We start from the raw sequence: 24,769 nt of genomic DNA, 5'->3' as shown, positions 1-24,769 counted from the left end.
CTGCCAACATCTTATTGGGAGGGTTAAGCCGTTATTTACTCGTCGCGTGTTTACTTAAAACACCAGTTCTGTTGCGTACGAGTGAGTAACCATGTCTGTCGTCGCCGAGTTGCTTTACTCGCGCCGCGTACCGCAGGTCGCGGTGCTGGCGCTGATCTCCTTCAGCTTCGCAGGGTGCAGCGCCGACATGTCGTCGCGGCTCTCCCAGTCGAATTTCTCCAATCCCTTCGCGTCTGACCAGACCGGCTCGGTGCAGCAGGCGCCGCCGCCGCAGCAGCGTGAGCTGCCGCAATATTCGCGGCCGCAGACGCAGCCCGGTTATTATCAGTCGCAGCCCTTGCCGCCGCCGGCGGTCTCCGCGCCGCAATCCTATCCCGTCGCGGCGGGTGGTGGCGTGTCCGGAGGCGGCCGTGGCGTCGGCTCCTACGCGCCCCCGGCGCAACCGCGCCTCGAGACCACGGCCACCGTGCCGTCGCGCTCGGTCGCGGCCGCCCAGCCGGCCGGCGGGACCAAGATCATCGTCGGCACCAGCGACACGCTCGAGGTGCTCGCCAAGCGCTATCACGTCACGCCGCAGGCGATCCTCGCCGCCAACGGCTACAAGGGCCCGCGCTCGCTGTCTCCCGGTCAGCAGTTGATCATCCCGCATCCGAGCGCAACAGCTGCTGCGCCGGCGCCACTGATGGCTCCCGTCGCTGCGGCTCCGGCGCTGGCACCTGCTGCGAAGCCGGTTGCGGCCGTCGCTGCGCCGCCGAGCATGCACTTCGTCAATCGCGGCGATACGCTCGCCAGCATCGCCCGCAAGAACCATATCTCGTCGGCCGAACTCGCCCGTGCCAACGGTCTCGCTCCGTCGGCCAAGCTCAAGCTCGGCACCAAGCTGACTGTGCCCGGTGCAAGGACCGCTGCTCTTGCGGCGCCGGTTGCTGCGGCTCCAGTGGCTGCTGCTCCGGTTGCGGGGGCGCTGCAGCCCGTCGCGGCCGCTCCCGCGCCCGCCACCAAGATGGCCGCTGCTGCCACGCCGGTGCAGAGCGCGCGCCTGGCTCAGGCCACGGCCAATGTCGAAGAGAAGCCCGCCGAGACGCCGGCGAAGGCTGCGGAGGCCACCGGCGCGCTGCCGACGTTCCGCTGGCCGGTGCGCGGCAAGGTGGTCACGAGCTACGGTGCCAAGACCAATGGCAAGTCCAATGACGGCATCAACCTCGCGGTGCCCGAGGGGACGCCGGTCAAGGCGGCTGAAGACGGCGTCGTCGCCTATTCCGGCAACGAGCTGAAGGGTTATGGCAATCTGGTTCTGGTTCGGCACTCCAACGGCTACGTCACCGCATATGCCCATGCGAGTGAGCTGATGGTGAAGCGCGGAGATACCATCAAGCGCGGCCAGGTCATTGCCAAGTCGGGTCAATCCGGGGAGGTGGCGTCGCCGCAGCTCCACTTCGAGATCCGTAAGGGATCGAGCCCGGTTGACCCGCTTCAATTCCTGAACGGGGCGTGAGGCTGACGTTGCTTCGCCGGCGCGCGCTCTCTTCGCGCGCGCTATCGTCGTCCGCGTCGGCGTAGGCGGACGATCCGGCATTCCGACGAGCGCTCAAAGCGGGGCGTGTCGATGCGATCTCGCTCCGGCGGAATGATCGTGCTTGCGTCTTGTTTTCCGCAAGCTCTCTGAAGCCCGACCCACTCAAAATCGTTGAGCCCGTCGCGTATGATTTGAGGTGCCGGTGTCGTAGCCGGTGGCTGCCGGTGAGACGTCCTAATTTTCTGAATCTGCTTCGGTTTCGATGGCGCAGCGGACGCGGCAGGGCTTGCTGGCGGACCCAGCAACGCGGTGAACAACCCGACCACGACCCTTTGATTTAGATCAACCTGCAGGTCCTTCATTCCGTGTCCGTAGCAGCGCACGCCAACGGGTCCGGAGATCGGAATGAAGCTGGCTGGTACGAAATCGTCGCCTGATTACGGACAATCGTACCAGCATCCAGCAGGTGAGGGGATGCTGCACGTGCCGGGCGGCACGTTTCGCATGGGGTCGGATCGGCACTATCCGGAGGAGGCGCCGGTCCACCGCGTCACCGTGGATGCATTCTGGATGGATCGCCATCCAGTGACGAACCGGCAATTCAAGACATTCGCCAAGGCGACCGGCCACGTCACAATTGCCGAGATCCCGCCCGATCCAAAGGACTATCCCGGCATTCTCCCGCACATGGTCTATGCGGGCTCGCTGATGTTCTCTCCGCCCGCGTATCCGGTCAGTCTCCGGGACTTCAGCCAGTGGTGGGCCTTCGCCAAAGGCGCAAACTGGCGGCATCCCTACGGGCCGGGCAGCGACATCCGTGGGCTGGACGATCATCCCGTCGTGCACGTGGCCTTCAGCGATGCGCTCGCCTACGCAACATGGGCCGGCAAGGATTTGCCAACCGAAGCGGAATGGGAATTCGCGGCGCGCGGCGGGCTGGATGGCGCCGAGTTCGCATGGGGAGACGAATTTGCACCCGGGGGCCGTCACATGGCCAACACCTGGCAGGGCGAATTTCCACGCCAGAACACAAGGGAAGATGGATACGAACGGACATCGCCGGTCACAGCATTTCCACCGAACGGATACGGGCTGCACGATATGATCGGCAACGTCTGGGAATGGACGTCAGATTGGTATTCGCCTCGGCATGAAGCCGACGCTCCAAAGACCTGCTGCATTCCAGAGAACCCGCGCGGCGGCCGTGAGGCCGATAGCTACGACCCCAGAACCATCAACGTCAAGATTCCACGCAAGGTCATCAAAGGCGGCTCGCATTTGTGCGCGCCGAATTACTGCCGGCGCTATCGGCCGGCTGCGCGGCATGCGGAGCCGGTCGACACATCCACAAGTCATCTTGGATTTCGGTGCATCAGGCGAGGAGTCTCCGACACATCTCAATAGGAGAGTGATGCCATGTTGAATTGCAATTTCGATGACATGCTTTCGGTCGCAACGCCGCGCAAGACGCAAACCTGGCTCAAGCGGTCCTGCTCAGCACTGCTCGGTGCGACAATGATGATACCGTCGTCAGGGTTGGTCAGCACTCCGGCGACCGCCCAGCCAGCCCCAAAGCCCAACATCCTCTTCATCATGGGCGACGACATCGGCCTCTACCAGCCGAGCATCTACCATCGCGGCCTGATGGTCGGAGAGACGCCCAACATCGATCGCATCGGCAATGAAGGTGCGATATTCACGCATTATTATGCCGAGCAGAGCTGCACCGCGGGTCGCAACGCCTTCTTCACCGGCATGCATCCGCTGCGCACCGGCATGATCCCGCCGCAACTGCCCGGCAGCCCGTCCTATCTGCGGCCCGGCACGCCGGCGATCGCAAAATTCCTGCTCGATCTCGGCTACAATACCGGCGAGTTCGGCAAGAACCATCTCGGCGATCACACCGACGCGCTGCCGACCGCGCATGGCTTCCAGGAATATTGGGGCTACCTGTATCACCTCGATGCGATGCAGGGCGTGAGCTTCCCGGACATCAACAAGTCCCCCACCCAGCAGACGGTCGCCCCGCCATGCAAGAATACGCCGATCCCCGGCATCCCGGAGGTACCGGGCGCGGTCGATCCGAAAACGACGATTTGCCTGACGCCTCCGCGCAACGTCCTGTCGTGCAAGTCGGACGGTTCATCCAGGACCCAGCAGTGCGTCGATCAGGGCCCGCTGACACTCGAGCGGTCGAAGGGGGTCGACGAGGAAATCTCGGCCAAGGTCATCGACTTCATGGATCGCAACGATCCGAAGACGACGGGCAAGCCTTTCTTCGTCTGGTACAACCCCGCGCGCATGCACATTACGACCGTGCTGAATGACAAGTACACGGCCATGGTCGGCGAGCCCGGCGGCAAGGACTGGGGCCTCAACGAGGCCGGCATGAAGCAGCTGGACGATAACGTCGGCTATGTGCTGAAGAAGCTCGAGGACATGGGACAGCTCGACAACACGATTGTCGTGTTCACCACCGACAACGGTGCCGAAACCATCAGCTTTCCCGACGGCGGCACGACTCCGTTCAAGGGCGGCAAGCTGAGCACCTGGGAAGGCGGCATGCGCGCTCCGGCGCTCGTTCGCTGGCCGGGGGTGATCAAGCCCGGCACCATCAAGAATGACATCTTCGCGTCACTCGACTGGCTGCCCACGTTTGTCAACATCGCGGGCGGCGCAAAGGGAGACGCGCTGAAGAAGCGGATCGAGGCTGGCCAATATCCCGGCATCGTGAAGACGACGCTCGACGGCGTCGATCAGACCGAATACCTTTCCGGGCGTTCGGAAAAATCGGCGCGCGATACCTTCTTCTATTATTCGGGCAAGGACCCGTCGGCGGTCCGCTACAAGAACTGGAAGATCTACTTCACGATGGTGTCCGACAACCCGGCGGGCTTTATTTCCGGAGCCCTCCCTTATCACTGGGCCCAGGTCGTCAACATCAAGCGCGATCCGTTCGAGACCTCGATCGGCTCACAATACAAGACCCTCATGGGCCTGAGCGGCACACTCGGCTCCCCCTCTACTGCCTACGTCTACGATTGGAACATGCTGCCCATCGGCCAGGCGCTCTGGCTGAAGGAACTCGAGACCTATACTGCATTCCCGCCGCTGCAGGACCCGGCGAGCTATAATCTCGAGCAGGTGCTGCAACAGGTCAAGCAGGCCAAGACTGCCGGTCGCAGCGACTAATGGATCAGTATGAATTGGCGGGCGTCGCTTTCGACGCTCGCCAGTCGGTGGCTATGATCTGGGGGCAAAAAGGCACCCCAGATCCTTACACGCCGCCAGAGCAGGTCTTTATGCGCACGCGCCCTTGATTCCCCGCTTTCGGGGGAAGACAGCCGAAACCGCGATTCGACCGCTACGCCGTCGCCAGCTTCACGCCGAGCCGTCCCGCCAGTTCCTGCACGAACTGCCAGGCGACGCGGCCCGAGCGGGAGCCGCGCGTGGTCGACCATTCCAGCGCCTCACGCTCCAGCGCCTCGTCGTCGACCTTGATGCCGAAATGGCCGCAATAGCCGCGCACCATGGCGAGGTATTCGTCCTGGCTGCAGCGATGGAAGCCGAGCCAGAGGCCGAAGCGATCCGACAGCGAGACCTTCTCCTCGACCGCTTCGCCGGGATTGATCGCGGTCGAGCGCTCGTTCTCGATCATGTCGCGCGCCAGCAGATGGCGGCGGTTGGAGGTGGCGTAGAGGATGACGTTCTCGGGCCGGCCCTCGATCCCGCCTTCGAGCACGGCCTTGAGCGACTTGTAGGACGCGTCATTGCCATCGAAGGAGAGGTCGTCGATGAACACGATGAAGTGGAAGTCGGCGTCGCGGAGCTTCTCCATCAGCATCGGCAGCGTTTCGATATCCTCGCGGTGGATCTCGATCAGCTTCAGTCTGTCGGCCGGTTTGCGGTCGGCGTTGATGCTGGCATGCGCCGCCTTCACCAGCGACGACTTGCCCATGCCGCGCGCGCCCCAGAGCAGGGCATTGTTGGCGGGCAGGCCGTTGGCGAAGCGCTCGGTGTTCTCCATCAGGATGTCGCGCATCCGGTCGACGCCCTTGAGCAGGAACAGCTCGACGCGGCTGACCCGGGGCACCGCAGCGAGGCGGCCGTCCGGGTGCCAGACGTAGGCATCGGCCCGCTCGAACGACTCGCGTTCGACGCTCGGCTTGCCCTGGGCGGCGAGGTGCGCCGCGATCGTCTCCAGCGCGCGGACGATGCGATCCTGGGAGAGGTCCGGGACGACCTTGGGGGCTGCCTTGGGACGTTTTGCCGCGACGCGGGCAGGCTTCCTGGCAGGGGTACGGGGGCCTTTGCCGGCCGGGCTTTTGCTTGGTTTTTTGGGCATGTCCGAAGTTCCTGAGAATGCAGCCTTATCGGGCCTGAGGGCGCGCCGCAAGGTGGCCAAATCGACGGTCTGGCAGCGTTGCAATTGGGGCAATGGCCGCTATAGTCCGCGCGAATTTGACCGAACCGGTCGCCTTTGAGGGCCTGACCGGTTCTCCCCCGTTCTCACGAGGATCGTCCGAATGTTCATTACCCCTGCGTATGCCCAGGCCGCGGGCGCCGGCGACACCAACAGCATGTTGATGTCGCTGCTGCCGTTCGCCCTGATCTTCGTGATCATGTACTTCCTGATTCTGCGTCCGCAGCAGAAGAAGGTCCGTGACCATGCCGACCTCGTGAAGAACATCCGCCGTGGCGACACCGTCGTGACCTCGGGCGGCCTCGTCGGCAAGGTCACCAAGGTCGTCGATGACGACCAGATCGAGTTCGAGATTTCCGATGGCGTGCGCGTGCGGCAGATGCGCCAGATGATCTCCGGCGTGCGCGCCAAGGGCGAGCCGGCCAAGGAAAGCGCCAAGGAAGCCGCCAAGGACGATACCGCGGCGAAGTGAACGCTTCCGCGAGCATCTCAAGTCTCCTGATCTGACAGGTCCAGTCGATGTTGTATTTCACGCGGTGGAGGGCGCTCGGGATTATCCTGACGGCGCTGATCGTGTGCCTCTGTGCGGTCCCGAACTTCTTCCCCGAGGCCCAGGTCAAGACCTGGCCAGCCTGGGCGCAGCGCCGGCTCGTGCTCGGCCTCGACCTCCAGGGCGGCTCCTATCTGCTGCTCGAGGTTGATTCCGCCTATGTGAAGAAAGAGCGGCTCGACCAGGTCCGCGACGACGTTCGCCGGACGCTGCGCGATGCCAAGATCGGCTTCACCGGCGGTGTGACCGTGCGCAACGACGCGGCCGAGGTTCGCATCACCAAGGAATCCGACGTGCAGCCGGCGCTCGCCAAGCTGCGCGAACTGTCCCAGCCGCTCGGCGGTCTGATGGGATCCAGCGGTCAGCGCGACCTTGAGGTCGCGGATGCCGGGGGCGGCGTGATCCGCCTGAGCATCCCGCAGGCCGCCATGCTCGACCGCATGCGCAAGACCATCGAGCAGTCGATCCAGATCGTCGAGCGCCGCGTCAACGAGCTCGGCACCGTCGAGCCCGTCATCCAGCGCCAGGGCAACGACCGCATTCTGGTGCAGGTCCCCGGTCTTCAGGATCCGACTCGCCTGAAGGAATTGCTGGGCAAGACCGCGAAGATGGAATTCCGCATGGTCGATACGTCCGTGCCGCCGGATCAGGCGCAGCAGGGACGGTTGCCTCCGGAATCCGAGCTGTTGATGAGCGCCTCGCCGCCGCCCACGCCCTATGTGGTCAAGAAGCAGGTGCTGGTGGCCGGCGGCGACCTGACCGATGCCCAGGCGAGCTTCGACCAGCGTACGGGTGAGCCGGTCGTCAGCTTCAAGTTCAATACCTCGGGTGCGCGCAAGTTCTCGCAGGCCACGCAAGAGAACGTGGGGCTGCCTTTCGCGATCGTGCTCGACAACAAGGTGATCTCGGCGCCCGTCATCCGCGAGCCCATCACCGGCGGCCAGGGCCAGATCTCCGGCAATTTCACCGTGCAATCGGCCAATGATCTCGCGATCCTGCTGCGCGCCGGCGCGCTGCCGGCGCCGCTCACGGTGGTCGAGGAGCGCACGGTCGGCCCGGGTCTGGGTCAGGACTCGATCGAGAAGGGCGAGCTTGCGGCCTATGTCGGCTCGATCCTGGTCATCATCTTCATGCTTTTGACCTACCGGCTGTTCGGGGTGTTCGCCAACATCGCGGTGGCCATCAACGTCGCGATGATCTTCGGCCTGCTGTCGCTGCTCAACGCCACGCTGACGCTGCCGGGCATCGCCGGCATCGTGCTCACCGTCGGCATCGCGGTCGACTCCAACGTGCTGATCTACGAGCGTATCCGCGAGGAACTGCGCGGCGGCCGCAACGCGATCTCCGCGATCGACGCCGGCTTCAAGCGGGCGCTCGCGACCATCCTCGATTCCAACATCACTACCTTCATTGCCGCCGCGGTGCTGTTCTACATCGGCACCGGCCCGGTGCGCGGCTTCGCCGTGACGCTCGGGATCGGCATCATCACCACGGTGTTCACCGCCTTTACCCTGACCCGGCTGATCGTCGCCTGGTGGGTGCGGTGGAAGCGGCCGCAGAGCGTGCCGATCTAGGAGCCTGATCGTGACTCACACCGTTCTCATCGGGCTCGGCGTCCTCATTGCCGTTCTCACCGTGGTCGCGGCGCTCGGCCTGCTGCCCTCGCTGCGCATCGTCCCTGACAATACCCATTTCGACTTCACGCGCTTCCGCCGCATCAGCTTCCCGATCTCGGCGGCGCTGTCGATCGTCGCGATCACGCTGTTCTTCACCCACGGCCTGAACCTCGGCATCGACTTCAAGGGCGGCACGCTGCTGGAGGTCAAGGCGAAGTCCGGAACCGCCGACATTGCTGCGATGCGCACCTCGCTCGACGCCCTTGGTTTGGGCGAAGTGCAGTTGCAGCAGTTCGGCGGACCCGAGAACGTCCTGATCCGCGTCGCGGAGCAGCCGGGCGGTGACGCCGCGCAGCAGGCAGCCTTGCAGAAGCTTCGTGGCGCGCTCGGCGACAGCGTCGACATTCAGCGCACCGAAGTGCTCGGTCCGCGCGTCGCCGGCGAGCTGCTCGCCTACGGCATGGTTGGCCTGATGCTCGCGATCGTCTCGATCCTGATCTATCTCTGGTTCCGCTTCGAGTGGCAGTTCGCGCTCGGCGCCATGATCGCAAACGTGCACGACATCGTGCTGACGATCGGCTTCATGTCGATCAGCCAGGTCGATTTCGACCTGACCAGCATCGCGGCACTTCTGACCATTCTCGGTTATTCGCTCAACGACACCGTCGTCATCTACGACCGTATCCGCGAAATGCTGCGCCGCTACAAGAAGATGCCGATGCCGCAGCTGCTCAACGAGTCCATCAACTCGACGCTGTCGCGTTCGATCATCACCCACTTCACGGTGACGCTGGCGCTGCTGGCACTGCTGCTGTTCGGCGGTCACGCCATTCACAGCTTCACCGCAGTGATGATGTTCGGCGTGGTGCTGGTCGGCACCTATACCTCGATCTTCATCGCGGCCCCGATCCTGATCTATCTCGGCGTCGGCGAGCATCGCGAAGATGCGCCCGATACGGCTACGCCGGCGAAGAAAAACAAGGCATGATCCGAACCGCATGCCCTCGCGCGCGTTTGCGAGGGCGATGAGCTCATTCGGACGAAACTGATGGCCGGCGATGCCAACGCTCCGCATTTCCCGCGCTCGGCGCCGATCGAGGCCTATGGCAAGGGCGGCTTCGCCTTTGCCGGCATGTCGCATCGCGGATCGCTGCTGTGCCTGCCCGACGCAATCTGGGCCTGGGACGTGACGGACCCCGGCAGGATCGACCGCTATTCGCTGGATCGCGTCTTCACGGCGGCCAACAGCATCGACACGCTTCTGATCGGCACCGGAACCGGGGTCTGGTTGCCGCCGCCGGACCTGCGGCAGGCGCTCAAGGCGGTGAGGGTGGTGCTGGATACGATGCAGACCGGTCCTGCCGTGCGTACCTACAACATCATGATCGGCGAGCGGCGCCGCGTCGCGGCCGCGCTGATCGCCGTGCCATGAGTAGCGCTGCGCCGCCCGACAACGTTACTTTCTGCGCCGACCTCGTGCGCAGCCACGATTTTCCGCGCTATGCCGCGACCCTGTTCGCGCCCGCCGCGGAGCGCCGCGCGCTGCTGGCGCTCTATGCCTTCAATGTCGAGATCGTCCGCGTCCGCGACCAGGTAAGCCAGCCGTTGCCCGGCGAGATCCGCTTCCAATGGTGGACAGATCTGTTCTCGGGTCTCGTCCACGGCAGCGCCGAGGGCAATCCGGTGGCGGCGGAACTGCTGCGCACGGTCCGCGATTTCGACCTGCCGGTCGAGCCGCTGTCGCTGCTGGTCGATGAGCACCAGTTCGACCTCTACAACGATCCGATGCCGACGCTGACGGCGCTGGAGGGCTATCTCGCGGCGACCTCATCGGCACTGCTCGGTCTGGCGGCGCAGGTGATGGCGCCGCCGTCGGAGGCTGTCGAGCATCTCGCCCGTCATGCCGGGCTGGCGCAGGGCATCGTGCAGGTGATCGCCAATCTGCCGCGCGACTCGGCGCACCGGCAGTTGTTCCTGCCGCAGCAGCTGCTGGCGAGCCACGGCTGCCAGATGGAAGACGTGTTCGCCGGCAAGGAGACGCCGAATCTGCATGCGGTGCTGGGCCAGCTCGTGGGCGAAGCCGAGCGGCATTTGACGACGGCCATGTCGCTGCTGGCGGAGGTGCCGGCATCGGCACTGCCTGCGTTTCTGCCGCTGAGCCAGGTACGTGCGGACCTCAAGCGCCTGTCGCAACCCGGCCGCAATCCGTTTGCGCCGCAGCCGTCGTCGCGGCTGCGTACGCTGTGGACGCTGTGGCGGGCTTCACGTTCCCGGGAATTTACCAAATAGCGGCTGGCTTATCGCCTCGAACCGCCAGATGCTCTATGCTGTCCCATGGCTGAGTTGTCCCAAAGCACGTCGTCCGATCTCAGCGGCTTTCCGGTCGCACCTGAAGACATTCATGCCGCCGCCGACACTATCCGCGGCGCCGTCGTCGAGACGCCCTGTAGCTACAGCCGCACGCTGAGCAACATCTGCGGCTGCGACATCTGGCTGAAATTCGAGAACCTCCAGTTCACGTCCTCGTTCAAGGAGCGGGGTGCGCTCAACCGGCTCACCGCGCTGAGCCCGGAGGAGCGAGCGCGCGGCGTCATCGCGATGTCGGCGGGCAACCACGCGCAGGGCGTCGCCTATCACGCCAAGCGGCTCGGCATTCCCGCCACCATCGTCATGCCGGTCGGCACGCCCATGGTGAAGGTCGAGAACACGAAGCACCACGGCGCGGAGGTGGTGGTGACGGGCGCGACGCTGGAGGAGGCGGCCGCGTACGCGCGCAGCCACGGCGAAGCCCGCGGCATGATCTTCGTCCACCCCTATGACGATCCGCTTGTCATCGCTGGGCAGGGCACGGTCGGGCTCGAGATGCTGAAGGCGGTGCCGGAACTCGACACGCTGGTGGTCCCGATCGGCGGTGGCGGCCTGATCAGCGGCATCGGCATTGCCGCGAAATCGATCAAGCCGTCGTTGCGGATATTGGGCGTCGAGGCCTGGCTGTATCCCTCAATGTACAACGCCATCCATGACGGCAATCTGCCCGCGCGCGGCGATACGCTCGCCGAAGGCATCGCGGTGAAATCGCCGGGCAAGATTACGACCGAGATCGTCCGCCGCCTCGTCGACGACATCGCGCTGGTCAACGAAGCCGAGCTCGAGCGCGCGGTCGCGACCCTGATCTCGATCGAGAAAACGGTCGTCGAGGGCGCCGGCGCCGCCGGCCTTGCCGCGCTGATGTCCGATACGTCCCGCTTCGCTGGCCAGAAGGTTGGCCTGGTGCTGAGCGGCGGCAACATCGACACGAGGCTGATCGCATCCGTCCTCACGCGTGAGCTGGCGCGCGAGGGACGGCTGACCCAGCTGTCGCTCGATATCCCTGACAGGCCCGGGCAGCTCGCAGCGGTGGCGTCGCTGCTGGCCGAGGCCGGCGCCAACATCATCGAGGTCTCGCATCAGCGGACCTTCTCCGACCTGCCGGCCAAGGCGACGCTGCTGCAGCTCGTCATCGAAACCCGCGACAGCGCGCATCTCGACGAGGTCATGGCCAAGCTCGGTGCATCCGGACTGAGCGCGCGCTGCACCTGAGCGCCGTTATCGCGGCGCCAGGCCCGCGATGTGGCTGACCAGCCGGTCGATCTCGGCTTCCGTATTGTAGTAGTGCGGGGAGGCCCGCACGACGTTCGGCAGCGAGCGCATTTCGGCGTCGATCCGGGTGCTCGCCGGATCTGACGCGCCGATGGTGATGCCGGCCGCGACGGCGCTGCTGACAATGCGATCCGCCTCGTGTCCCTCCATCGTGAAGCTGACGATGGCACCCGGCGTACGTCCGAGGTCGCGAATGGTGACGCCGCTGACGGCAGCGAGGCCGCTGCGAAGACGGCTCGAGAGCAGGCGACAGCGCTGTTCGATGGGGCCGATGCCGACCTCGAGGGCATAGTCGACGGCCGCGCCCAGACCGAGCCGCGCCGCGTAATTGTTCTCCCAGTTCTCGAAACGGCGGGCGTCGTCCCGTAGTTGATATTGGTCCCGCGAGACCCAGGGCGCCGCGAAGTGGTCGATCATCGGTGGCTCAAGCTGCTGTAGCAGTGGCCTCCGGACGTAGAGAAAGCCGGTGCCGCGCGGGCCGCGGAGGAATTTGCGTCCCGTCGCCGACAACATGTCACAGCCGATGGCTTCGACGTCGACCGTCATCTGGCCGACCGCCTGGCAGGCGTCGAGCAGATAGGGAATGCCCCGCGCCCGCGCGATCCTGCCGATCGCCGCCGCGGGATTGACCAGCCCGCCATTGGTCGGAACCCAGGTGATGGCGATCAGTTTCACGTGCTGATCGATCATGCGTTCGAGCGCATGGACGTCGAGCTCGCCGCTGGCATCGCTCGGCACCACGTCGACGACCGCGCCTGTGCGTTTGGCGACCTGCAGGAACGCGACGTAATTGGCGGCGTATTCCGCCTCGGCGGTCAGGATGCGGTCGCCCTTGCGAAACGGAAGCGAATAAAACGCCATTTGCCAGGCAACCGTCGCGTTCTCCACGAGGGCGATTTCATCGGGCGCGGCATTCAGCAGACGCGCCACCGAGCCGTAAACCGCGTCAAGCCGGCCGGCTTCGCGGTCAGCGGCGGCATAACCGCCGATCTCGCTCTCCAGATCGATATGCCGCTTCATCGCCTCCACGACGGGCGTCGGCATGAGGGCCGCGCCTGCATTGTGGAGATATGCGAGCCGGGAGGCGGCCGGCGTGTCGGCCCGAATTTGGTAGATGTCGATCACGTGCTGGTCTCCGCCTCTGCTACCCCGGTCCGATGAATTAGGCGCGATGGCGGGCGCGGGCAAGCCTGTGCATTGCTTGGAACAAAATGGCGGATTTGCACTCTGCGTTGGCATCCGATTCTAAAATCATCCGCGCCAGGCTGGAAATTTGGGAAATCAGGGGGTGTCGAAGGCTATATCCTCCCGCGTCGGGAAACAGACCATGCAGGACAAAACGCAGTCGTCGCGCTCGACGAGCGGGACACCCAGGATCAACATCGCCAGACGGATCGACCTTACGACCCTGCGGCTGTTCATCGCCATCTGCGAAGAAGGCAATTTGACGCGCGCCTCGCAGCGCGAGGCGATCGCGCCATCCGCCGTCAGCAAGCGCATGCACGATCTCGAGGAGGTGCTCGAGGTCGCCCTGTTCGAGCGCCATCCGAACGGCATGGCGCTGACACCGGCGGGTGAATCGTTGCTGCATCATGCACGCGTGACGCTGCTCAACGTCGAGAAGATCGCGGTCGACATGGCCGAGCATGCGCGCGGCGTGCGCGGGCATGTGCGGATGCTGGCCAATCTGTCGTCGATCGTCGAGTTCCTCCCCGACGATCTGCCCGGCTTCTTCCGCTCGCACGAACTGGTGCGCCTCGACCTGCAGGAACGGCCGAGCGCCGATGTCGTCCGCGGTGTCGAGGAGGGCGTGGCCGAAATCGGCATCTGCTCGGCGGATGTGTCGACGCGCGGGCTGGAGCGGTTCTCCTATCGGCGTGACCGCCTCGTCATCGTGGTGCGGTCCGATCATCCGCTTGCGTCGGCGAAAGACGTTTCGTTTGCCGATACGCTCGATTACGACCATGTCGGCCTGTTTGCGACGAGCTCCATCTACCTGCGCTCGCAATACACCGCGCAGCAGATCGGCAAGTCGATCCGGTTGCGGGTTCATGTTCCCGGCTTCGATGCGGTGTGCCGGATGGTGCAGGCCGGCATGGGCATCGGCCTCATCCCGGATCGTGCGTTCGAGGTCCTCAGTCACGGCATGAACCTGACCGCCATCGAGCTGAGCGACGACTGGGCCGATCGCGAACTGGTGCTGGTTGCGAGGGATCCCGCCGGGTTGTCGGCGACGAGCCAGCTGATGCTCGATCATCTGCGGACACCGGACAGCAGGCCGCACTGACTACGCTCTTCATGTCGTTCGTCGTCCGCGAACGCGTGTTCATCAAAGGATATTGGACTTAAGACCTCACACTCGGCGACACCACGATCAAAGACGATCGAGGAGCGCCAGACGTGCACGGACCACTCTCCGGAATACGAGTCGTCGAACTCGGAACATTGATCGCCGCGCCGTTTGCCGCGCGGCTGTTCGCCGAATTCGGCGCAGAAGTCATCAAGATCGAGCAGCCCGGCTGCGGTGATCCCTTGCGCACATGGCGCAAGCTGCATCAGGGCACCTCGCTCTGGTGGTACCTGCAATCGCGCAACAAGAAGTCGATCGCGATCGACCTGAAATCGCCTGATGGCCGTGACGTAGCGCTGCGCCTGGCCGCGCAAGCCGATGTCGTGATCGAGAACTTCAAGCCGGGCAGCCTCGAGAAGCTCGGCCTCGGCTGGGACGTGTTGTCAAAGCTCAACCCCGACCTCACGCTCGTGCGCATTTCCGGCTACGGGCAGACCGGCCCTTATCGCGACCGCTCCGGCTTTGGTGCGATCGGCGAAGCCATGGGGGGCTTGCGCTTCACCACGGGCGATCCGGACAGCCCGCCGGCGCGGGTCGGCATCAGCATCGGCGACAGCCTTGCATCCCTTCACGGCGTGATCGGCGCGCTGATGTCGCTGCTCCGCGTCAAGACCGGGCAGGGGCGCGGGCAGGTCGTCGACGTCTCGCTCTACGAGAGCGTGTTCAATCTGATGGAGAGCCTAGTCCCCGAATACGACCTCATGGGTCATGTCAGGAGCCGCACGGGCGGCGCGCTGCCGGGCATCAGTCCATCCAATACGTATCCAAGCTCGGATGGCCGCCACGTCGTGATTGCCGGCAACAGCGACGCGATCTTCCGGCGCCTGATGCGGGTGGTCGGCCGACCGGACCTCGCCGACGATCCGGCGCTTGCCAGCAACGACGGACGTGTCCGCAGCAACGCCTTGCTCGATGCCGCCATTGCCGCGTGGACGTCGGCGCGAACCATGGACGAGATCCTCGCGCGCCTCGATGCGGCCGATGTACCCGCGGGCCGGATCTATTCGGTTGCCGACATCGTCGACGATCCCCACTACGCCGCGCGGGAGATGATCCTGCCGACCGAGCTGCCGGGCGACGTCACCGTGAAGATGCCGGGCATTGCGCCCAAGCTTTCCGACACGCCCGGCACGGTCAGATGGCCCGGGCCGACGCTGGGCCAGCATACCGACGAGGTGCTGACGGGCCTCGGCTTGCAGGCGGGCGATATCGCGCAGCTGCGCCGAAGTGGAGCGGTGCAATGACGGCAACACCGCCCGACATCCTGATCCAGGAAGTCGCCCCGCGCGATGGCCTGCAGATCGAGGCGAAGTGGGTCGAAACCGCCGAAAAAATACGGCTGATCAATTCGCTGTCGGCCATCGGATTCGGCCGCATCGAGGTCTCCTCGTTCGTATCGGCCGCGGCCGTTCCATCGTTGCGAGACGCGGCGGAGGTGTTCGCCGGTATCGAGCGGCGTCCCGGCACGATCTACACGGCGCTCATCCCGAACCGGAAGGGTGCCGAACTGGCACTGGCGGCGCGCGCCGACGAGCTCAATTTCGTGATGTCCGCGAGTGAAACGCACAATCGCGCCAACATGAACATGACGCACGCGCAATCGCTGGCGTCTCTCTCCGAGATCGTGAAGCCGGCCCATGCAGGCGGCGCGGCGGTCAATGCCACCGTCGCAACCGCATTCGGCTGTCCGTTCGAAGGCGTGCAGCCGCTCGAGAAGGTGCGCGACACCGTCAGGCGCTACCTCGATCTCGGTGCCGACGGCGTCACGCTCGCCGATACCACGGGCATGGCCAATCCCAATCAGGTGTCGAAGCTGGTGACCGAGGTGTTGATGCTGGTCCCCGCGGACAGGCTCACGGTTCACTTCCACAACACGCGTGGCCTCGGACTGGTCAATGTTCTTTCGGCCTATGACGCGGGCGCGCGCCGCTTCGATGCGGCGCTCGGCGGTCTTGGCGGATGTCCGTTCGCACCGGGCGCGACCGGCAACGTCTGCACCGAGGACCTCGTCAATCTCTGTCATGAAACGGGCTTGCGGACCGGCCTCGATCTGCAGCGCCTGATCGATCTCTCGTTCCGATTGCCGGGACTGGTCGGACACGAGGTGCCGGGGCAGGTCGCCAAGGCTGGCCGCCCCCTCGACCTGCATCCCATACCCGAACGTTTGCGGCGCTCAGGCTGAGCGACCGCAATCAAATTCAAAACATAATGGAGGAAACCATGACTATTGCCACGGCGGCGACCGCCGACCTCGAGACCGGACTCACAGAGCACCAGGTCATCAAGAAGATCGCGTGGCGGCTGATGCCGCTGATCATCGTCTGCTACTTCTTTGCGTTCTTCGACCGCGTCAACATCAGCTTCGCCAAGGCTGCACTGCAGGCCGATCTCGGCCTCAGCAACACGGCCTATGGCTTCGGTGCCAGCCTGTTCGTGGTCGGCTACGTCCTGTTGGAGGTGCCGAGCAATATGCTGCTTTATCGCTTCGGCGCGCGGCGCTGGATCGCGCGCATCATGATCTCCTGGGGGCTGGCGACAGCTGCCATGGTTTTCGTCCAGAGCGAGTGGCAGTTCTACGCGCTGCGCTTCGTGATCGGCGCCATGGAGGCGGGATTTGCTCCCGGCATTCTCTATTACCTGACGCTCTGGTTTCCGAAGTCGCATCGCGGCCGCATGACGTCCGTGTTCTTTCTCGCCACGGCGTTTTCGGGGATCATCGGCGCGCCGATCTCGGGTCTCATCCTCAATTACCTGAACGGGCTGCACGGTCTCGCCGGCTGGCAATGGCTGTTCCTGGCCGGTGGCATTCCGTGCGTTGCGCTGGGCATCGTCGTGCTGCTGCGCTTCGACGACGGGATCGAGCAGGCCGAATGGCTGAGCGACGACGAGCGTCGGCTGATCTTGGTCCAGCTCGACCGCCAGAAGAGCGAGATCGGCGAACACTCGGCGTGGCGGTCACTGCTCATGCCGGGCGTGCTGCTGCTCGGATTCATCTACTTCCTGATCCAGATCGCATCCTACGGCCTCAATTTCTGGGCGCCTGACCTGATCAAGGCCGCCGGCGGAGGCAGCGCAGCCGCGATCGGCTTCCTGACTGCCGTGCCCTATATCTGCGGCGCGATCTGCATGATCGTTGTGGGCCGTTTATCCGACGCCTCGGGCGAACGCCCGAAGTTCGTCGCAGGCCTGGTTCTGGCTGCGGCGGTAGGCTTCTTCGCCTCCGGTGTATTCGACAGGAACGTCGTCACGCTGGTTGGTGCACTCGCGATCCTCGGCGGCGGCGTGGTCGCGGCCATTCCAACCTTCTGGACGCTGCCTCCGAAGATTCTCACCGGCGCGGGCGCGGCCAGCGGCATTGCGCTCATCAACACGCTCGGGCAGGTCGGCGGCATCGTCAGCCCGGTCATGGTCGGCTCGGTCAAGGATATGACCGGCAGCACGACACCGGCGCTCTACGTCATCGGCGGCCTTTGCGTGCTCTGCGCGATGCTGCTGCTGACGGTGCTTCCGCGTGACCTGAAAGCCAGGGACGTGGCGGAACCCGCGCGATAGGGGCTGCGGCAATCGGCGCGCCTTGGTGAGGCGCACCCGAGAGGGTATCTAGGCGAAGTCGATCACATCGCGCTCCGATCTCAACGGGCTGCGGTGTGATCGGCCTGGAACCAAAGGGAACGCGCGATGGCGAAGAATACGATTTGCCTGTGGTACGACAAGGATGCCGAAGCGGCTGCCCGCTTCTATGCCGAAACGTTTCCCGACAGCGCCGTGAGTGCCGTCCACCGTGCGCCCAGCGACTACCCGTCCGGGAAGGCCGGCGATGTGCTGACGGTCGAGTTCACGGTGGCCGGCGTTGCCTGTCTCGGCCTCAACGGCGGTCCGATCTTCAAGCACAACGAGGCCTTCTCGTTCCAGATCGCAACCGACGATCAGGAGGAGACCGACCGCTACTGGAACGCCATCGTCGGAAATGGCGGGCAGGAGAGCGCCTGCGGCTGGTGCAAGGACCGATGGGGCCTTTCCTGGCAGATCACGCCGCGCGTGCTGACCGAGGCGCTGGCGGCCGGCGGCACTGAGGCCAAGCGCGCGTTCGACGCGATGATGGGGATGACGAAGATCGACGTCGCCGCGATCGAGGCCGCGCGTCGCGGCTGATGTGATCGCGCCTCAGATGCAGAGGCTGAGCAGCTTGATGTGGCAGCTGCTGGACTTGGGCTTGGGCTTGCTCGCGGGCGCGGCTTCGCGCTTCACGGCGACCAGCGGTTCGGTGTCTTTCTTGCCTTTGCCTTTGCCCTTCGGCTCGTAATCGCCCGCGATCACCATCGCCCAATAGGTGCGCTTGCCGCTGGCATTCCTGGCGCTTGCGATGCCGACCCGGGAGGCGTTGTGCAGCAAGAGGTTCTTGCGGTGGCCGGAGGAGTCGATCCACTGGCCCAGCGTCTTCTCGAAATTGTCGTAGCCGTAGGCGATGTTCTCGGCGGCACGGCCTGCGCCGGCCGGTGCGACGCGCCGGTTGAACGGGCCGAGAGCGTCGTGGCTGAGATCGTCCTTCGCCGCCATCGCGCGGGCCTGGTCCATGGCGATGCGGTCGAGGGTCGAGTCGCGGACGACGCGGACCTCGCCATGCTTGAGGCGGAAGCTGGAAATCAGCTCGGAGGGGGATTCGGCCATTGCGGGCGCAGTAGCCAGCAGCAGGAGGCCGGCGATGAGGCCGCCAACCCCACGATGCATTATCGTCCCCCGCATGCCCATAGCCCCGCCAAGCCTGCCTGTTCCCGATCGCTTCTCTATCGCCAATGTGGACGCTTCAAGGCACCAGTGCGCCGCGCTAGCTGGTCGGCAGGTCCGCCTCGAAATTGAAGCGGTCGCGCAGGTTCTTGCGCTGCTCCAGGATGTCCTTGAGGAAGGCGCGGTCCTGGTCGTTCTTCATCATCGGCTCGATCAGATCGAGCTGGTTCATGGCGACCAGCTGCAGGATCTCGGTCCGCGGCTTGCCGCTGCCATCACGGGGCAGCGCGTGGACGACCTGGATATGCTCCGGCGGCTTCGGGCCCTTCGCGGCGGTGAGCTCGCTCCGAAGCTCGCCCTCGAGCGTGGCCTGATCGGCCTCGACGAAGGCATAGAGCCCGACGCCGGAACGGCGGTCGGCGAAGGCGACGATGGCGGTGTCGCGCACGGCCGGATTCCTGCGGATCAGCTCGGCCAGCACCGGCGCGTCGTTGACCAGCCGGCGGCCGCCGCCCTCGCGGTCGGTGAAATTGAACAGGCCGCGCGTGATCGCGCGGTAGACCTTCTTGCCGGTGGCGAGCCACAGGCTTGCCGCGAACGATTTCTTGGCGAGGATTTTTCGCTCGCGCGGCGTCAGCGCTTCCGGCGCATACGAGCGCTTGTGCTTGAGCAGATGGCGGAGATCTTCATACGCGAGAATGCGATAGAGCCGGCCGCGGCGATTGAAGCAGGCCGCGAGCTGGAAGTCGGTCACATAGGCGCGGCCGTCCCGGCCGACCAGCCAGTTCTGTTCCTTGGCGAGATCGTTGTGGCAGATGCCGGCGCGGCGCAGCCGGCGCAGCGCCCCCTTGGCCGAGCGGAAATAGGCGAGATCGCCATGCGGCTTGGCCAGATGCAGCGCAACGCCGTCGACGAAGCCGCGCACCAGCGCGCGGCGGCCGGCCCACAGCAGCTCAGGGCCGACATTCAGCCCCTTGGCGAGGGCGAGCGCATGCTTCTCGCGTGCGAACAGGTGGCGCGCCAGCAGGAATGACCACCACGGCACTTCGTCGAGCCGGCGCAGCACCGCGTCGACCTCGCCGCTGTCGCCGCGGAAGCGACCGCGCTCGACGGTCGAGAACACGTCGCGCTTCAGCAGCACGCCCTCGGTCCAGCGCGCCGACAGTGTCGCGGCGTCGTCTTTGGGGAGACTCATCGTAAACTCACGCGGCTGCGGCAATGCGCAGATGATCGGCGATCCAGCGGTCGAGATCGGCGAGCGCCAGTGCGCTCATCGCCTGCTTCTTGGCCACCGTCTTCTCGTTGCCGCGCAGCCGCGTGCCGTCGGGCTTCTTCGTCGGTGCGCTCGCAAGTGGCGGAAACAGGCCGAAATTGATGTTCATCGGCTGGAACGAGCGTGTGCCCGGCTCGATGGTCTCGATATGGCCGCCGGTGATGTGGCCGAGCAGCGACCCGAGCGCTGTGGTGCCCGGCGGGCTCGCAAGCGTCTCGCCGCGCGCATCTGCCGCCGCATAGAGACCGGCAATCAAGCCGACGCTTGCGGATTCCACATAGCCCTCGCAGCCCGTCATCTGGCCCGCAAAACGCAGCCGCGGCTGTGCGCGCAGGCGCAACTGGCCGTCGAGCAGTTTTGGCGAGTTGAGGAAGGTGTTGCGATGCAGGCCGCCGAGGCGGGCGAATTCGGCCTTCTCCAGCCCTGGAATGGTGCGGAAGATGCGCTGCTGCTCGCCGTATTTCAGCTTCGTCTGGAAGCCGACGATGTTGTAGAGCGTGCCGAGCTTGTTGTCCTGCCGCAGCTGCACGATCGCGTAGGCTTTCGTGGTGGGATCGTGCGGATTGGTGAGGCCGACCGGTTTCATCGGGCCGTGGCGCAGCGTCTCGGGGCCGCGCTCCGCCATCACCTCGATCGGCAGGCAGCCGTCGAAATAGGGCGTGTTGGTCTCCCACTCCTTGAACTCGGTCTTCTCGCCGGCGATCAGCGCCGCAACGAAGCCGTCATACTGCTCCTTGGTCATCGGGCAGTTGATGTAGTCGGCGCCGTTGCCGCCGGGGCCGACCTTGTCATAGCGCGACTGGAACCAGGCCACCGACATGTCGATGGACTCCCGATGCACGATCGGCGCGATCGCGTCGAAGAAGGCGAGCGCGTTTTCGTCGGTCAGCTCGCGGATGGCGTCGGCCAGCGGCGCGGAGGTGAGGGGGCCGGTCGCAACGATGACGTTGCTCCAGTCGGCCGGCGGCAGGCCTGAAACCTCGCCGCGGGCGATCTCGATCAGGGGGTGGTCGTTGAGCGCCTTGGTGACGGCCGCCGAGAAGCCGTCGCGGTCGACCGCGAGCGCGCCGCCGGCGGGCACCTGGTTGGCGTCGGCCGCGCGCATGATCAGCGAGTCGAGCCGGCGCATTTCGGCGTGCAGCAGGCCGACGGCGTTATTGGCGGCGTCGTCCGAGCGGAACGAGTTGGAGCAGACCAGCTCGGCGAGCCCGTCGGTGCGGTGCGCCTCGGTCATGCGGGTCGGCCGCATCTCGTGCAGCACCACGGGCACGCCTGATTTGGCGACCTGCCAGGCGGCTTCGGAACCGGCAAGGCCGGCGCCGATGACGTGCACGGTGTTGGATAGGGGTCCTGTCATGGGGCGGACAGGTAGCGCTTTTCGGCGGTCAGTGGAATCGCCGAGATCGAGTTTTCTGCCATCAGAAACGACAACGCCCGCACGAGGCGGGCGCTATCGGTTCGTCCGGTGAAGGGCTGAACGATGTCAGCCCTGATACTGACCGGCGGCAACGCGCGGGATGTCCGAGCGATCGAGGCCGATGTCGGCCAGTTCGCGATCGCTGAGCTGGGACAGCTCGGCAACATTGCGCTGATAGTCCCGGAAAGCCTGGATCATGCGGATGAGCGAGAGCAGCATTGGTAGTCTCCTGTAGTTCGATTCAGCCCTTGCCCGGGCCTCATCGTTGAAATGAATATAGGTGAGAGTGGTGCAGTGCGAAAGTTCCGATGTTGCGATGCAGCTAAGCGTGGGGTGCATAGCGGTGGTAACGGACGATTAACCCGGCGGCACTCCCGCCCAAAGGGTAGGCGGAAGCGAGATTGGATTGCCATAAAGCCCCGTGAATTCACGGATTTAGTTCAGTCAATCCGGTTCCCTCAAGGGAGGAAATAGGTTGCGTTCCAATCCCTCGCAAGGCAATCGAGCAGCTTCTGCGCCCAAGTCTCGCATGCACGAATCGCATGATGAAAAGACGACAATTGTGAATATAAATTCATTTATTGTCCGCAGGACGATTCGCCTCGCTTGGGGTCTGGCGAATCCGCCCGACGAGGGGCAGCAAGGCTTGGACGCCCTGATCCGGCCTCGTTTCAGACCGCAACACCTAGCTGGTGCAGTGCACACACGCCGAGCGTGTGGCGTTCATTACAAGGGTGTAATGAAAATCAGAATTTTCGCATGCGCCTCTGCGCCGCGCGCAACATCACGCAATTCTCGCGAGGAATTTATTGCGGCAAGTTGCCGCGCCCGGAGGAAAGTCATGTCGCAGATTCCGGCAATGTCGCTGGTTCTGTCTCAAGAACAAGAGAAGGAAAGTAACATCATGACGAAGTTACTCGGGGTTATCGCAATTGCCGCCGTCGCGTTCGCTGTCGCGCCGGCCCAGGCCGCCAAGCACGCTATGGGCGGCTGCAGCTCGGCCAATCTGGAGAAGACGGAGACCGCGATCGAGAATATGGCCGACGGCGACAGCAAGTTCGTTGCGCAGAAGGAGATCGCGGCCGCGCAGGACGCGCTGCTCAACGGCAAGATGGGTGTGTGCGGCGCGCACCTGAACAAGGCGATGCACGCCACCATGGGCAAATAGAAACGTCGCGAGGTCAACGCTACCCAAGAGAGGGCCGGTCGCCGGGCGATCGGCCCTACACGTTTGCCAGGTATCCTAAGGGGCGCGCGCGAGCTGGGTCGCGAACGAGGCGACCGTCTTGGAGTAGACCTCGCTCTTATTCCACTGCTGCAGCACTGCGAAATTCGGAGCGCCGGGCTGCCAATCCTTGCCGCGCTGCCAGCCATAGCCGGCAAGATAATTGGCGGTGGAGGCGAGCACGTCCGGCGCGTTGTGCAGGAGGTCGCGCTTGCCGTTGCCGTCGAAATCGACGGCGTATTTCATCCAGGACGACGGCATGAACTGGGTTTGGCCGAGCTCGCCGGCCCAGGCGCCCTTCATGTCGGCCGGTGCGAGGTCGCCGCGCTGGACGATGCGCAGCGCATCCAGCAGCTCTGCGCGAAACTGGTCGGAGCGGCGGCAATCATAGGCCAGCGTCGCCAGCGAGCGAATGGTCGCGAACTTGCCGGTGTTGACGCCGAAATCGGTCTCGAGACCCCAGATCGCGACCAGCACTTCGCCCGGCACGCCATAGGTCTGCTCGATGCGGGAGAGCACCGAGCCGTATTGCTTCATCATGTTGGAGCCGCGCGTCATCCGCGGCGGCACCATTCGGCCGGAAAACTCTTCGAACGTCTGGGTGAAGACCTTTTGCGAGCGGTCGCGATTGAGCACGCTCTGATCGAGCGTCACGCCGGCAAGCCCCGCGGTGATGGCTTGCTGCGAGATGCCTTTGGCCGCGGCGTCGGTTTTGAAGTCCGCGAGCCAGGCGTCGAAATTGCCCGAGCCACAGGCTACAGCGGCAAGGGCTGGCTGGGCGGACAGGATGGATGCGGAGAGGGCGAAGGCTGCGAGAGCGAGACGAGAAATCGTCGGGGTCATCAGATGAAATGGATTCCGTGAAGTGGTCTGGCCGGCGGGCGCAATCTCGGTTGTAACCGCGGCCAAAGCAAGGCGTATGACAGTGCGCGCTCCTGCCCGGTCCCGGGCAGGAGCGCATGTCACGATATCGTCAGGCGTCCGTCCGATTCCTCCAGGGGAAGAGGTTGGCGGGGAAGTCGGCGGCCGGCTTGCGCGGGCGATGCGGCGGGGGCGGCACCGGACGTGCACCGGGCTCCGAGGCGATCACCTTGCGGTAGAGGTGCCAGGTGGCATGGCCGAGCAGGGGGATCACCACGGCGAGGCCGAGGAACGCCGGGATCGTGCCGAGCGCCAGCAGCACCGCGACGATCAGGCCCCAGGCCAACATCGGCACCGGGTTCTTGGCGACGACGCGCAGCGACGTCACCATCGCCTCGAACGCGCCGGCATGGCGGTCGAGCATCAAGGGGAACGACACGGCGCTGATGCAGAGCGCGGCAAGCGCGAACAGGAAGCCGGTGCCGCAGCCGACCACGATCAGCCACCAGCCTTGCCGGCTGGTGAGAACGCGCGTCATGAAATCAGAGATCCCGGTCGCGCCCTCATAGCCGAACGCCGCGATATAGATCGCCTGCGCGGTCGCAACCCAGGTCACGAACAGCGCGAGCAGCAGTGTGCCGAGACCGAGCATGGCGCCGAACGATGGCGAGCGCAGCACCTCCATGGCATCCCAGGCGCTGGCCTCTTCATAGCGTTCGCGCCGGCTGGAGAGCTCATAGAGACCGAGGGCGGCGAACGGGCCGATCAGCGCGAAGCCTGCGGCCAGCGGGAACAACAGCGGCAGCACCGAATAGCCCATCACCGCGCGGGCGAGCACGAGGCCCAGCACCGGATAGATCACGCAGAGGATGATGGCGTGGCTCGGCACCGCCTTGAAATCTTCCCAGCCCCGCCTGAGCGCGTCGTGCAGATCGGAGATTTGGATGGTGCGGATCACCGGTCCAGCCGCCTTGGCGGTCTGGCCCACGGTGGGGACATTGCCCTGGTAGAGTGTGGCCATGGTCGCTAGCTCCCTTGCCATGCAGCCGAATTCGGCGCCGGCAACGGCGCAAGCGGCCGCTTTTCTGAGTTTCGCGATGTCGACCAGACGCGAATTCCGGACGCCATCGCGAGCTGAACCTCAAGCGTACGCCCATTTCCGAGTCCTGTCCCT

The 24,769-nt window shown here is 64.8% G+C and carries 23 protein-coding genes; 15 read left to right on the top strand and 8 right to left on the bottom strand.

Features of this window, described 5'->3' with window-relative positions; translation table 11 throughout:
* Positions 1–91 precede the first annotated feature (91 nt).
* From NLM15_RS23340 to NLM15_RS23330, 3 genes are all read left to right on the top strand, one after another.
* Positions 92–1,495, top strand: coding sequence for a LysM peptidoglycan-binding domain-containing M23 family metallopeptidase (locus NLM15_RS23340; protein WP_254119770.1), 1,404 nt, complete (start codon positions 92–94; stop codon positions 1,493–1,495).
* A 426-nt stretch (positions 1,496–1,921) separates the two neighbouring features.
* Entirely contained in the window at positions 1,922–2,920 is a 999-nt protein-coding gene (locus NLM15_RS23335; protein ID WP_254119768.1) for a formylglycine-generating enzyme family protein, read from the top strand.
* A 12-nt stretch (positions 2,921–2,932) separates the two neighbouring features.
* The gene (locus NLM15_RS23330) at positions 2,933–4,708 is read left to right on the top strand and encodes an arylsulfatase (protein WP_375166857.1); all 1,776 of its coding nucleotides are present in this window, start codon (positions 2,933–2,935) and stop codon (positions 4,706–4,708) included.
* A gap of 172 nt (positions 4,709–4,880) precedes the next feature.
* On the opposite strand, the gene NLM15_RS23325 is transcribed toward NLM15_RS23330, so the two are convergent.
* Positions 4,881–5,861 (bottom strand): ATP-binding protein, encoded by a 981-nt coding sequence (locus NLM15_RS23325; RefSeq protein WP_254119766.1) that lies wholly within the window; start codon positions 5,859–5,861, stop codon positions 4,881–4,883.
* 181 nt (positions 5,862–6,042) lie between these two features.
* On the opposite strand from NLM15_RS23325, the gene yajC reads away from it, so the two are divergent.
* The 6 genes from yajC to NLM15_RS23295 are packed head-to-tail and all read left to right on the top strand — an operon-like array spanning position 6,043 to position 11,684.
* Positions 6,043–6,411, top strand: a complete 369-nt coding sequence (yajC, locus tag NLM15_RS23320; protein WP_254119764.1) for a preprotein translocase subunit YajC — start codon at positions 6,043–6,045, stop codon at positions 6,409–6,411.
* Positions 6,412–6,458: 47 nt separating this feature from the next.
* Complete coding sequence (gene secD / locus NLM15_RS23315; RefSeq protein WP_254119763.1) at positions 6,459–8,063, top strand: protein translocase subunit SecD; 1,605 nt, start codon at positions 6,459–6,461, stop codon at positions 8,061–8,063.
* A gap of 10 nt (positions 8,064–8,073) precedes the next feature.
* A complete protein-coding gene (gene secF, locus NLM15_RS23310; protein WP_254119761.1) occupies positions 8,074–9,093 on the top strand; it encodes a protein translocase subunit SecF in 1,020 nt (339 codons plus the stop codon).
* 60 nt (positions 9,094–9,153) lie between these two features.
* Entirely contained in the window at positions 9,154–9,537 is a 384-nt protein-coding gene (locus tag NLM15_RS23305) for an Mth938-like domain-containing protein (protein WP_254119759.1), read from the top strand.
* Positions 9,534–10,394, top strand: coding sequence for a phytoene/squalene synthase family protein (locus NLM15_RS23300; RefSeq protein WP_254119757.1), 861 nt, complete (start codon positions 9,534–9,536; stop codon positions 10,392–10,394). The genes NLM15_RS23305 and NLM15_RS23300 overlap by 4 nt, the downstream gene beginning before the upstream one ends.
* Positions 10,395–10,439: 45 nt before the next feature.
* Positions 10,440–11,684, top strand: coding sequence for a threonine ammonia-lyase (locus NLM15_RS23295; RefSeq protein WP_254119755.1), 1,245 nt, complete (start codon positions 10,440–10,442; stop codon positions 11,682–11,684).
* 6 nt (positions 11,685–11,690) lie between these two features.
* Here NLM15_RS23295 and NLM15_RS23290 read toward each other — a convergent pair whose 3' ends face one another.
* Positions 11,691–12,869, bottom strand: a complete 1,179-nt coding sequence (locus NLM15_RS23290; RefSeq protein ID WP_254119752.1) for an aminotransferase class V-fold PLP-dependent enzyme — start codon at positions 12,867–12,869, stop codon at positions 11,691–11,693.
* A 202-nt stretch (positions 12,870–13,071) separates the two neighbouring features.
* Here NLM15_RS23290 and NLM15_RS23285 point away from each other — a divergent pair, with 202 nt between their 5' ends.
* The 5 genes from NLM15_RS23285 (at position 13,072) to NLM15_RS23265 (ending at position 18,246) form a co-directional block, all read left to right on the top strand.
* On the top strand, positions 13,072–14,031 hold the full coding sequence (locus NLM15_RS23285) for a LysR family transcriptional regulator (RefSeq protein WP_254119751.1): 960 nt from the start codon (positions 13,072–13,074) through the stop codon (positions 14,029–14,031).
* 113 nt (positions 14,032–14,144) lie between these two features.
* Positions 14,145–15,338, top strand: coding sequence for a CaiB/BaiF CoA-transferase family protein (locus tag NLM15_RS23280; protein WP_254119750.1), 1,194 nt, complete (start codon positions 14,145–14,147; stop codon positions 15,336–15,338).
* Positions 15,335–16,276 (top strand): hydroxymethylglutaryl-CoA lyase, encoded by a 942-nt coding sequence (locus tag NLM15_RS23275; protein WP_254119749.1) that lies wholly within the window; start codon positions 15,335–15,337, stop codon positions 16,274–16,276. Before NLM15_RS23280 ends, NLM15_RS23275 begins: the two co-directional genes overlap by 4 nt.
* A gap of 38 nt (positions 16,277–16,314) precedes the next feature.
* Positions 16,315–17,646: an MFS transporter gene (locus tag NLM15_RS23270; RefSeq protein ID WP_254119748.1), complete on the top strand. Its 1,332-nt coding sequence runs from the start codon at positions 16,315–16,317 to the stop codon at positions 17,644–17,646.
* Positions 17,647–17,772: 126 nt separating this feature from the next.
* Positions 17,773–18,246, top strand: a complete 474-nt coding sequence (locus NLM15_RS23265; RefSeq protein ID WP_254119746.1) for a VOC family protein — start codon at positions 17,773–17,775, stop codon at positions 18,244–18,246.
* A gap of 12 nt (positions 18,247–18,258) precedes the next feature.
* On the opposite strand, the gene NLM15_RS23260 is transcribed toward NLM15_RS23265, so the two are convergent.
* The 4 genes from NLM15_RS23260 to NLM15_RS23245 form a co-directional block, all read right to left on the bottom strand.
* A complete protein-coding gene (locus NLM15_RS23260; protein WP_254119744.1) occupies positions 18,259–18,822 on the bottom strand; it encodes a CAP domain-containing protein in 564 nt (187 codons plus the stop codon).
* 97 nt (positions 18,823–18,919) lie between these two features.
* The gene (locus tag NLM15_RS23255) at positions 18,920–20,014 is read right to left on the bottom strand and encodes a serine/threonine protein kinase (protein ID WP_254119742.1); all 1,095 of its coding nucleotides are present in this window, start codon (positions 20,012–20,014) and stop codon (positions 18,920–18,922) included.
* 7 nt (positions 20,015–20,021) lie between these two features.
* Positions 20,022–21,449, bottom strand: coding sequence for a methylenetetrahydrofolate--tRNA-(uracil(54)-C(5))-methyltransferase (FADH(2)-oxidizing) TrmFO (trmFO, locus tag NLM15_RS23250; RefSeq protein ID WP_254119740.1), 1,428 nt, complete (start codon positions 21,447–21,449; stop codon positions 20,022–20,024).
* Between the two features lie 126 nt (positions 21,450–21,575).
* Complete coding sequence (locus NLM15_RS23245) at positions 21,576–21,728, bottom strand: DUF1127 domain-containing protein (RefSeq protein WP_007590701.1); 153 nt, start codon at positions 21,726–21,728, stop codon at positions 21,576–21,578.
* A gap of 622 nt (positions 21,729–22,350) precedes the next feature.
* Here NLM15_RS23245 and NLM15_RS23240 point away from each other — a divergent pair.
* The gene (locus NLM15_RS23240) at positions 22,351–22,677 is read left to right on the top strand and encodes a hypothetical protein (protein WP_254119738.1); all 327 of its coding nucleotides are present in this window, start codon (positions 22,351–22,353) and stop codon (positions 22,675–22,677) included.
* Between the two features lie 75 nt (positions 22,678–22,752).
* Here the strand turns inward: NLM15_RS23240 and NLM15_RS23235 are convergent, their stop codons facing one another.
* Entirely contained in the window at positions 22,753–23,577 is an 825-nt protein-coding gene (locus tag NLM15_RS23235) for a lytic murein transglycosylase (protein WP_254119736.1), read from the bottom strand.
* Between the two features lie 130 nt (positions 23,578–23,707).
* The gene (locus NLM15_RS23230; protein WP_254119734.1) at positions 23,708–24,616 is read right to left on the bottom strand and encodes a DUF2189 domain-containing protein; all 909 of its coding nucleotides are present in this window, start codon (positions 24,614–24,616) and stop codon (positions 23,708–23,710) included.
* Positions 24,617–24,769 lie beyond the last annotated feature (153 nt).

The sequence above is a fragment of the Bradyrhizobium sp. CCGB20 genome (assembly GCF_024199855.1).
Classification (GTDB): domain Bacteria; phylum Pseudomonadota; class Alphaproteobacteria; order Rhizobiales; family Xanthobacteraceae; genus Bradyrhizobium.
Note: the sequence above shows the minus strand (reverse complement) of the source record. Positions and strands in the feature narration are given on the sequence as shown.

What these genes read in the sequence shown, in the direction of transcription:
- NLM15_RS23245 (WP_007590701.1), bottom strand. Translation starts at nt 21,728, where the DNA reads ATGCTGCTCTCGCTCATCCGCATGATCCAGGCTTTCCGGGACTATCAG.
- yajC (WP_254119764.1), top strand. Translation starts at nt 6,043, where the DNA reads ATGTTCATTACCCCTGCGTATGCCCAGGCCGCGGGCGCCGGCGACACC.
- NLM15_RS23300 (WP_254119757.1), top strand. Translation starts at nt 9,534, where the DNA reads ATGAGTAGCGCTGCGCCGCCCGACAACGTTACTTTCTGCGCCGACCTC.
- NLM15_RS23275 (WP_254119749.1), top strand. Translation starts at nt 15,335, where the DNA reads ATGACGGCAACACCGCCCGACATCCTGATCCAGGAAGTCGCCCCGCGC.
- NLM15_RS23265 (WP_254119746.1), top strand. Translation starts at nt 17,773, where the DNA reads ATGGCGAAGAATACGATTTGCCTGTGGTACGACAAGGATGCCGAAGCG.
- NLM15_RS23285 (WP_254119751.1), top strand. Translation starts at nt 13,072, where the DNA reads ATGCAGGACAAAACGCAGTCGTCGCGCTCGACGAGCGGGACACCCAGG.
- NLM15_RS23240 (WP_254119738.1), top strand. Translation starts at nt 22,351, where the DNA reads ATGTCGCAGATTCCGGCAATGTCGCTGGTTCTGTCTCAAGAACAAGAG.
- NLM15_RS23255 (WP_254119742.1), bottom strand. Translation starts at nt 20,014, where the DNA reads ATGAGTCTCCCCAAAGACGACGCCGCGACACTGTCGGCGCGCTGGACC.
- secD (WP_254119763.1), top strand. Translation starts at nt 6,459, where the DNA reads ATGTTGTATTTCACGCGGTGGAGGGCGCTCGGGATTATCCTGACGGCG.
- trmFO (WP_254119740.1), bottom strand. Translation starts at nt 21,449, where the DNA reads ATGACAGGACCCCTATCCAACACCGTGCACGTCATCGGCGCCGGCCTT.
- NLM15_RS23270 (WP_254119748.1), top strand. Translation starts at nt 16,315, where the DNA reads ATGACTATTGCCACGGCGGCGACCGCCGACCTCGAGACCGGACTCACA.
- NLM15_RS23330 (WP_375166857.1), top strand. Translation starts at nt 2,933, where the DNA reads ATGTTGAATTGCAATTTCGATGACATGCTTTCGGTCGCAACGCCGCGC.
- NLM15_RS23295 (WP_254119755.1), top strand. Translation starts at nt 10,440, where the DNA reads ATGGCTGAGTTGTCCCAAAGCACGTCGTCCGATCTCAGCGGCTTTCCG.
- NLM15_RS23335 (WP_254119768.1), top strand. Translation starts at nt 1,922, where the DNA reads ATGAAGCTGGCTGGTACGAAATCGTCGCCTGATTACGGACAATCGTAC.
- NLM15_RS23340 (WP_254119770.1), top strand. Translation starts at nt 92, where the DNA reads ATGTCTGTCGTCGCCGAGTTGCTTTACTCGCGCCGCGTACCGCAGGTC.
- NLM15_RS23230 (WP_254119734.1), bottom strand. Translation starts at nt 24,616, where the DNA reads ATGGCCACACTCTACCAGGGCAATGTCCCCACCGTGGGCCAGACCGCC.
- NLM15_RS23325 (WP_254119766.1), bottom strand. Translation starts at nt 5,861, where the DNA reads ATGCCCAAAAAACCAAGCAAAAGCCCGGCCGGCAAAGGCCCCCGTACC.
- NLM15_RS23260 (WP_254119744.1), bottom strand. Translation starts at nt 18,822, where the DNA reads ATGCATCGTGGGGTTGGCGGCCTCATCGCCGGCCTCCTGCTGCTGGCT.
- NLM15_RS23305 (WP_254119759.1), top strand. Translation starts at nt 9,154, where the DNA reads ATGGCCGGCGATGCCAACGCTCCGCATTTCCCGCGCTCGGCGCCGATC.
- NLM15_RS23235 (WP_254119736.1), bottom strand. Translation starts at nt 23,577, where the DNA reads ATGACCCCGACGATTTCTCGTCTCGCTCTCGCAGCCTTCGCCCTCTCC.